We start from the raw sequence: 7123 nt of genomic DNA, 5'->3' as shown, positions 1-7123 counted from the left end.
TTTCACGCCGGGCAATCGATCAGCGTGCACGAATTTTTATACCCGCTGATGCAAGGCTATGACAGCGTCGCTTTGAAAAGCGATCTCGAGCTGGGCGGTACAGACCAAAAATTCAATTTGCTCATGGGCCGACATTTGCAACAGGAATACGGCCAGGAACCGCAGTGCATTTTGACCATGCCTTTGCTCGAAGGCTTGGACGGCGTCGACAAAATGTCCAAGAGCAAAAACAATTACATAGGCATCACGGAAGACGCGAACACCATGTTCGCCAAAGTCATGTCTATCAGCGATGTGTTGATGTGGCGCTGGTTCACCTTGTTGAGTTTTCAAAGCCTGGAAGCGATTGCGGCTTTGAAAGCAGAGGTCGAAGCCGGGCGCAACCCGCGTGACGCCAAAGTCATGCTGGCCAAAGAAATCACGGCGCGTTTTCACTCGACGGCACTGGCCGACAGCGCCGAGCAGGATTTTGTCAACCGCAGCAAAGGCGGCATACCCGACGATATAGCTGATGTGCATGTGAGCGGCGCGCCCTTGGGCATCAATGCTTTATTGAAGAACGCCGGTTTGGCACCTTCTACCAGCGAAGCCGGACGATTGGTCGAAGGCGGCGGTGTTCGCATAGACAGCAGTGTGGTCAGCGACAAAGGTTTGAAGCTGTACGCCGGTACGTATGTGGTGCAGGTCGGCAAGCGCAAGTTCGCGCGTGTGCATCTCAGCCCTTGATTTACACATAAGACAACCGGTATCCAACCCATGAATGCATTGAATCACTGGTTATTGAAACTCTCGCCTACCACTTTGTTGTGGACCTCGGTGGTGGTGGCCATCATCACCATCATCATGAAAACAGGGGCTTGGTACATCACCGATTCGGTCGGCCTGTTATCTGACGCCATGGAGTCTTTTGTGAATTTGGCCAGCGCTATTTTTGCGTTGATCATGGTCACCGTAGCGCAGCAACCTGCGGACGAAGAACATCCTTACGGACATCACAAAGCTGAATATTTCTCCTCTGGTTTTGAAGGTGTGCTGATCATGGGTGCAGCTGCCGCCATCATCTGGGCATCTATGCATCGCATCTTTGATCCGCAACCGGTGGTTGAACTGGGTTGGGGTTTGACGCTGTCAGTTGCCAGTTCGGCATTGAACGGTTTACTGGCCTGGGTCATGTTCAAAGTGGCTAAAGCACAGCGTTCAATTGCGCTCGAAGCCGATGCCAAGCATTTGGTGACCGACGTCTGGACCTCAGGTGGCGTGGTGATCGGCTTATTGTTGGTGCTCTACACCGGTTGGCTATGGTTGGACGCGGTGGTCGCCATGGGCGTAGCAGTGAATATTTTGAAAGAGGGCTTTGATTTGATCTGGCGTTCGTCCCAAGGTTTGATGGACGAAGCGGTCGGTCCTGAAGTGCTGGCACAAATTCACGAAGTGCTGGAAGGGTTTGAGCACAAGCGCGGCGAGGTGCAGATCATCCGCTTTGACCACATCACCACACGCCAAGCCGGACAACGTCGCTTTGTGGACATGCATATGCACATGCCCTCCAGTTGGTCACTGGGACGTGCAGCGGCTTTGCGCACCAGTGTCGAGCAAGCTTTGATGAGTGCGGTGCCTGGACTGCGTGCCAGCATTCAATTGCTGCCGAATGATGTGGAAGCGCATTTTGATGATGTGCGGGATTTGAAATAAAACCAAGTGTTAAGTCATAAACAAGAGTCTGGGCTGTCATTGGTATTTGTCAGCATAACTTTGGCTTCAGTAGCTTACACACAGATAATGCACTGATGACCTCCTCCTTTCGCACGCTCTCTCTTTCCCCTGACACTCTCAACAATTTGGATCAACTCGGCTACGCCGAGATGACGCCTATTCAAGCGGCCAGTCTACCCTTGGCGTTGGACGGACAGGATGTGATCGCGCAAGCCAGTACGGGCAGCGGAAAAACTGCAGCCTTCGGTTTGCCGCTGGTGGAAAAGCTCACCGCCAACTTTCATGCGGTACAGGCTTTGGTGTTGTGTCCGACGCGTGAACTCGCTGATCAGGTCACCACAGAAATACGCAGACTGGCGCGTGCCACGTCCAATATCAAAGTGGTGACTTTGTGCGGCGGTGTGGCATTGCGCGGTCAGGAGCAAAGTTTGCAGCACGGCGCGCACGTGGTCGTGGGTACGCCCGGACGCATTCTGGATCACTTGACCCGCGGTCATTTGCGCTTGGATTCGGTCAAAACCTTGGTGCTCGACGAAGCCGATCGCATGCTGGACATGGGTTTTTTCGACGACATGAAGCAACTTATTCAGCAGTGTCCGCCCAAGCGCCAAACCTTGTTGTTCTCGGCCACTTACCCCGAAGGTATTGCCAAGTTGTCGGCGCAATTCATGCGCGACCCGCAAACCGTCAAAGTGCAAACCGTGCACGCGGCCGACAAAATCCAGCAACTCTTTTACGAGGTGCGCGGGGACGAGCGCTTGCATGCGGTGTCTTTGCTGCTCAACCATTTCCGGCCCGAGTCCACGCTGGCTTTTTGCAATACCAAGCAGCAATGCCGTGAATTGCTGGCCGTGTTGCAAGCCCAAGGTTTCGACGCGCTGGCGCTGTACGGCGAGCTTGAACAACGCGAACGCGATCAAGTGCTGGTGCAATTTTCCAATCGCAGTTGCTCGGTGTTGGTGGCTACCGACGTGGCTTCACGCGGTCTGGACATCAGCCAGTTGAATGCGGTCATCAATGTGGACGTGACGCCAGATGCGGAGATCCACATTCACCGCATTGGTCGCACCGGCCGCGCAGACGCGCAAGGCTTGGCCTTGACCTTGGCCAGTCTGGATGAAATGGGCGCGGTCGGACGTATTGAACTGCTGCAAAACATGGAGTCGCAATGGGTCAAGTTAGACACGCTGACAGCGACACCTGGCGGCAGATTGAAAGCACCTATGCGCACCTTGCAAATCGTCGGCGGACGCAAGGAAAAAATCCGCGCAGGCGATGTGCTGGGTGCGTTAACAGGTGAAGCAGGTTTTAGTGCAGCGCAAATCGGCAAGATCAATGTGAACGAGTTTTCTACGTATGTCGCGGTGGAAAGGTCGATTGCTTCAGAGGCGGTGGAGCGTTTATCCAAAGGCCGCATCAAAGGCAAAACGGTACGCGTGCGTTTGATGGATTGACCTTTGTCAGTTGTAAGGATTTGCAATCCCCAGTCCCGCCAATATCTGCACTTCATAGGCCTCCATGGCTTTGGCATCCTTGAGCGAGGTTTCATGGTCCCAGCCCTGGGCGTGTAAAGCACCGTGGACCAGTAAATGCGCGTAATGCGCTTTCAATGACTTGCCTTGCTCTTTGGCCTCTTTCGCAATCACTGGAGCACACAACACCAGATCAGCCATGACCACAGGGGACTGCTGGTAATCAAACGTCAGCACGTTGGTGGCATAGTCTTTACGGCGGTAACTGGCGTTTAAAGCGCGGCCTTCATCTTCGTTAACGATGCGCACGGTCAACTCTGCATGGGTTGCTAAGGCATGACGCAGACAACGCGCTACCCAATGCCGTGGCAATGCTGCACGGTGCCTTGCCGCATAGGCGATATCGCCAAATTGCAATGACAAGGACAACTGTTGCATTGCCATGCGTCAAACCGCTTTGCGTTGCTTGTCGTAAGCGTCAACGATACGCGCCACCAAAGGATGGCGCACCACATCTTTGCTGGTGAAATGCGTGATACCAATGCCGTCAACCCGCCGCAAAATGCGTTCGGCATCGACCAGTCCGCTGGGATGACCTTTGGGTAAATCGATTTGGCTGACATCGCCGGTGATCACCGCTTTTGCACCAAAACCGATGCGGGTGAGAAACATCTTCATTTGCTCAGGCGTGGTGTTTTGCGCTTCATCCAAAATGATGAATGCATTGTTCAAGGTGCGTCCTCGCATGAAAGCCAGCGGTGCGATTTCCAGCGCACTGCGTTCAAAGGCTTTTTGGACTTTGTCAAAACCCATGAGTTCATACAGCGCGTCGTAAAGCGGGCGCAAATACGGATCAACCTTCTGTCCCAGATCGCCGGGTAGAAAACCCAGCTTTTCCCCTGCCTCAACCGCGGGACGGGTCAGGATGATGCGTTGCACCGCGCTGCGCTCCAAGGCATCTACCGCACTGGCGACCGCCAGATAGGTTTTGCCAGTGCCAGCCGGGCCAATGCCAAAGCTAATGTCGTGGCTGGCGATGTTCTCCAGATACAAAGCTTGGGTAGGTGTGCGTGCGCGCACGTCGTTGCGGCGGGTAGACAAGGTATGCCCGTCATTGCTTGTGTGCGCGTCGCCTGCCAGCATCAATTGCACGTGTTCTTTGGAGATGGGTTTGGCCGCACGTTCGTACATGGCTTGCAACACTTCCAAGGCGCGGTTCGCGTTGGCTTTAAGCCCGTCTATTTTGAATTTTTCGTGGCTGTGAGAAATCTTGACCTGTAAGCCGGTTTCTAGGGTGCGTAAATGTTCATCCAATGCGCCGCATAAATTGCCCAGGCGGTTATTGCTGCTGGGGCTGAATTGGTGGCGAATAATCAAAACACAGACCCGCTGAACAGGCATACCGCACAAGCGGTATGGAATTGATGGTGAACCATGGTGCAAGAGAGCATAGAAAATTGTTGTCGTTGACTGCTAAGGTTTCAAAGCATACCCCATGGCCTAAAGCCTGTTCTCAGGCCTGTTCCCATTCGCGCTGATAATTGGCATTACACAGCATCAATGCTTATATAGACATGATTGGCAAACTCAGCGGCATACTCATTGAAAAAAATCCACCGCAAGTGGTGGTGGACTGCCATGGCGTGGGCTATGAGGTCGATGTGCCTATGAGTACTTTTTACAACTTGCCCGCTGTCGGCGACAAGATCAGTCTGCTCACCCATTTTGTGGTGCGCGAGGATGCCCAAATTTTGTATGGCTTTGCCTCCGCCGAGGAACGCGTCGCCTTTCGGCAATTGATCAAGATATCGGGTGTAGGTCCTCGCATGGCGCTGGGCGTACTCAGCGGTTTGAGCGTGGCCGAACTGGCGCAAGCCATCACCTTGCAAGAAGCGGGTCGACTGGTGAAGATCCCCGGCGTTGGAAAAAAAACGGCAGAGCGTTTGCTGCTCGAACTCAAAGGCAAGATGGGCAGCGACTTGGGTGCGAGCGCTTCACCGCAGGCGTCTTCAAGCCAAAACGATATTTTGCAAGCGCTGATGAGCTTAGGTTACAGCGACAAAGAAGCAACTGCAGCATGGAAACAATTACCTGCAGACATTGGTGTGAGCGACGGCATCAAGCAGGCCTTGAAGGCCTTGGCCAGATAAACCATGAGCATTCAAACTGACAACTTCGGCGACGATTTCAAACCGGATAACCGTGTGGTGTCGGCCGCGCCTGTCAGCCCCAGAGAAGAGGCGATTGAACGCGCTTTGCGCCCCAAATTGCTGCAAGAGTACGTGGGACAAACCAAAGTGCGCGAGCAGCTAGAGATTTTCATTGGCGCGGCACGCCAACGAGACGAAGCGCTGGACCACGTGCTGCTGTTTGGGCCACCAGGTTTGGGTAAGACCACGCTGAGTCACATCATCGCCCAAGAGCTGGGCGTGAATCTGCGCCAAACCAGCGGGCCGGTGTTGGAAAAACCCAAGGACTTGGCTGCGTTGTTGACCAACTTGGAAAAAAATGATGTGTTGTTCATCGATGAGATCCATCGTTTGTCGCCCGTGGTGGAAGAGATCTTGTACCCCGCGTTGGAGGACTATCAGATCGACATCATGATCGGTGAAGGACCAGCGGCGCGCAGCATCAAACTCGATTTGCAGCCGTTCACGCTGGTGGGTGCCACCACACGCGCTGGCATGTTGACCAATCCCTTGCGCGACCGTTTCGGTATTGTTGCGCGGCTCGAGTTTTATTCTCCCGAAGAGTTGTTGCGCATCGTCATGCGCAGTGGCGGTTTGCTCAAAGCGCAGTTGCATGAAGACGGCGCGTTTGAAATCGCACGTCGCTCGCGTGGCACGCCGCGTATTGCCAACCGCTTGTTGCGTCGGGTACGTGACTATGCCGAGGTCAAGGCCGATGGCCGTATCAGCCAAGCCGTGGCTGAAGCCGCCTTGGGCATGTTGGATGTGGATGCCCAAGGTTTTGATTTGATGGACCGCAAATTGTTAGAAGCAGTGATTCATCGCTTTGATGGTGGCCCCGTGGGTTTGGACAATATCGCGGCCAGCATTGGCGAAGAGCGAGACACCATCGAAGATGTGATTGAACCGTTTTTGATTCAACAAGGTTTTTTGCAGCGCACGCCGCGCGGACGCATTGCCACGCTGGCGGCTTACAGGCATTTGGGCGTGGCTGCACCGGCATCTGCGCAAAATGCGACAGGTTTGTTTGGTGCTGACATCGAATAAATATCTAACGCCTGCCGATTCAGGTGCTGCTTTCCTCGCGCGCGGGCACATCCAAATGCCGCTCATCTGCCCAACCAACCAACTGCAGACCTTGCGGTGTCCAAAGTAAACGGTTGATGGCTGTATTTCGCAAACCCCAACTGCGTGCAGCTTGCAAATCTTGCCGTGTAGCCATGCGGTAGAGAATGTCCAGTACACCGCCATGCGTGACCAAAGCGATTTGCTCGCCCAGGTGTTGGCTGGCAATCTCATTGACCATTTGAGTTACGCGCTCATGCAGCATCACCAGACTTTCTCCCCCATTTTGGGGTGTCCATTGCGGGTCACGCTCGCGCCACTGGGCTGCTTCGTCCGGATATGCCTGTTGTATTTCATCCCAGGTCAGACCTTCGAAAAACCCATAATGCCGCTCGCGCAAAGGTGTGACAGGTCTGACTTGCAAGGTGTGCAGCGAAGCAATCTGCTGTGCAGTGACAAATGCGCGGCTTAAATCGCTGGCATAAATGGCGTGTATTTCTTCTTCTGCCAATGCTTTAGCCACTTGAGTGGCCTGCCATTGACCTTGTGAGTTCAAGGCAATGTCAATTTGTCCCTGGATACGGGTAGCCACGTTCCAGTCGGTTTCGCCATGTCGAATAGCCAGTATGCGGGTCGAGTTCATCAGGTGAAGTGTATTCAATCACCAGCCAACAAAAGGGATAA

General features: G+C 53.9%; 8 protein-coding genes. 5 read left to right on the top strand and 3 right to left on the bottom strand.

Translation table 11 applies throughout. The features are described 5' to 3' along the window. The 3 genes from tyrS to dbpA form a co-directional block, all read left to right on the top strand. On the top strand, positions 1–726 hold a 726-nt coding region (gene tyrS, locus AC9UG7_RS05265; RefSeq protein ID WP_509585174.1), incomplete at its 5' end, for a tyrosine--tRNA ligase. A 30-nt stretch (positions 727–756) separates the two neighbouring features. Then, positions 757–1692, top strand: coding sequence for a cation diffusion facilitator family transporter (locus tag AC9UG7_RS05260; RefSeq protein WP_509585171.1), 936 nt, complete (start codon positions 757–759; stop codon positions 1690–1692). 95 nt (positions 1693–1787) lie between these two features. Beyond that, the gene (gene dbpA / locus AC9UG7_RS05255; protein WP_509585168.1) at positions 1788–3167 is read left to right on the top strand and encodes an ATP-dependent RNA helicase DbpA; all 1380 of its coding nucleotides are present in this window, start codon (positions 1788–1790) and stop codon (positions 3165–3167) included. 6 nt (positions 3168–3173) lie between these two features. Here dbpA and ybeY read toward each other — a convergent pair whose 3' ends face one another. Beyond that, entirely contained in the window at positions 3174–3629 is a 456-nt protein-coding gene (gene ybeY, locus AC9UG7_RS05250; protein ID WP_509585165.1) for an rRNA maturation RNase YbeY, read from the bottom strand. A 3-nt stretch (positions 3630–3632) separates the two neighbouring features. After that, positions 3633–4562, bottom strand: coding sequence for a PhoH family protein (locus AC9UG7_RS05245; RefSeq protein WP_509585162.1), 930 nt, complete (start codon positions 4560–4562; stop codon positions 3633–3635). A gap of 197 nt (positions 4563–4759) precedes the next feature. On the opposite strand from AC9UG7_RS05245, the gene ruvA reads away from it, so the two are divergent. Further along, entirely contained in the window at positions 4760–5335 is a 576-nt protein-coding gene (gene ruvA, locus AC9UG7_RS05240; RefSeq protein ID WP_509585177.1) for a Holliday junction branch migration protein RuvA, read from the top strand. A 3-nt stretch (positions 5336–5338) separates the two neighbouring features. Then, on the top strand, positions 5339–6421 hold the full coding sequence (gene ruvB, locus AC9UG7_RS05235; protein WP_509585159.1) for a Holliday junction branch migration DNA helicase RuvB: 1083 nt from the start codon (positions 5339–5341) through the stop codon (positions 6419–6421). 19 nt (positions 6422–6440) lie between these two features. Here the strand turns inward: ruvB and AC9UG7_RS05230 are convergent, their stop codons facing one another. After that, complete coding sequence (locus AC9UG7_RS05230) at positions 6441–7082, bottom strand: histidine phosphatase family protein (protein WP_509585156.1); 642 nt, start codon at positions 7080–7082, stop codon at positions 6441–6443. Positions 7083–7123: the final 41 nt, after the last annotated feature.

Source organism: Limnohabitans sp., from assembly GCF_046052765.1.
Lineage (GTDB): Bacteria > Pseudomonadota > Gammaproteobacteria > Burkholderiales > Burkholderiaceae_C > Limnohabitans.
The sequence above is the reverse complement of the archived record's forward strand: the minus strand, read 5'-3'. Positions and strand labels throughout refer to the sequence as shown.

Bases quoted from the DNA above. Each gene is read 5' to 3' on its own strand.
- AC9UG7_RS05260 (WP_509585171.1), top strand. From the start codon at position 757: ATGAATGCATTGAATCACTGGTTATTGAAACTCTCGCCTACCACTTTG.
- ruvB (WP_509585159.1), top strand. From the start codon at position 5,339: ATGAGCATTCAAACTGACAACTTCGGCGACGATTTCAAACCGGATAAC.
- dbpA (WP_509585168.1), top strand. From the start codon at position 1,788: ATGACCTCCTCCTTTCGCACGCTCTCTCTTTCCCCTGACACTCTCAAC.
- ybeY (WP_509585165.1), bottom strand. From the start codon at position 3,629: ATGGCAATGCAACAGTTGTCCTTGTCATTGCAATTTGGCGATATCGCC.
- AC9UG7_RS05230 (WP_509585156.1), bottom strand. From the start codon at position 7,082: ATGAACTCGACCCGCATACTGGCTATTCGACATGGCGAAACCGACTGG.
- ruvA (WP_509585177.1), top strand. From the start codon at position 4,760: ATGATTGGCAAACTCAGCGGCATACTCATTGAAAAAAATCCACCGCAA.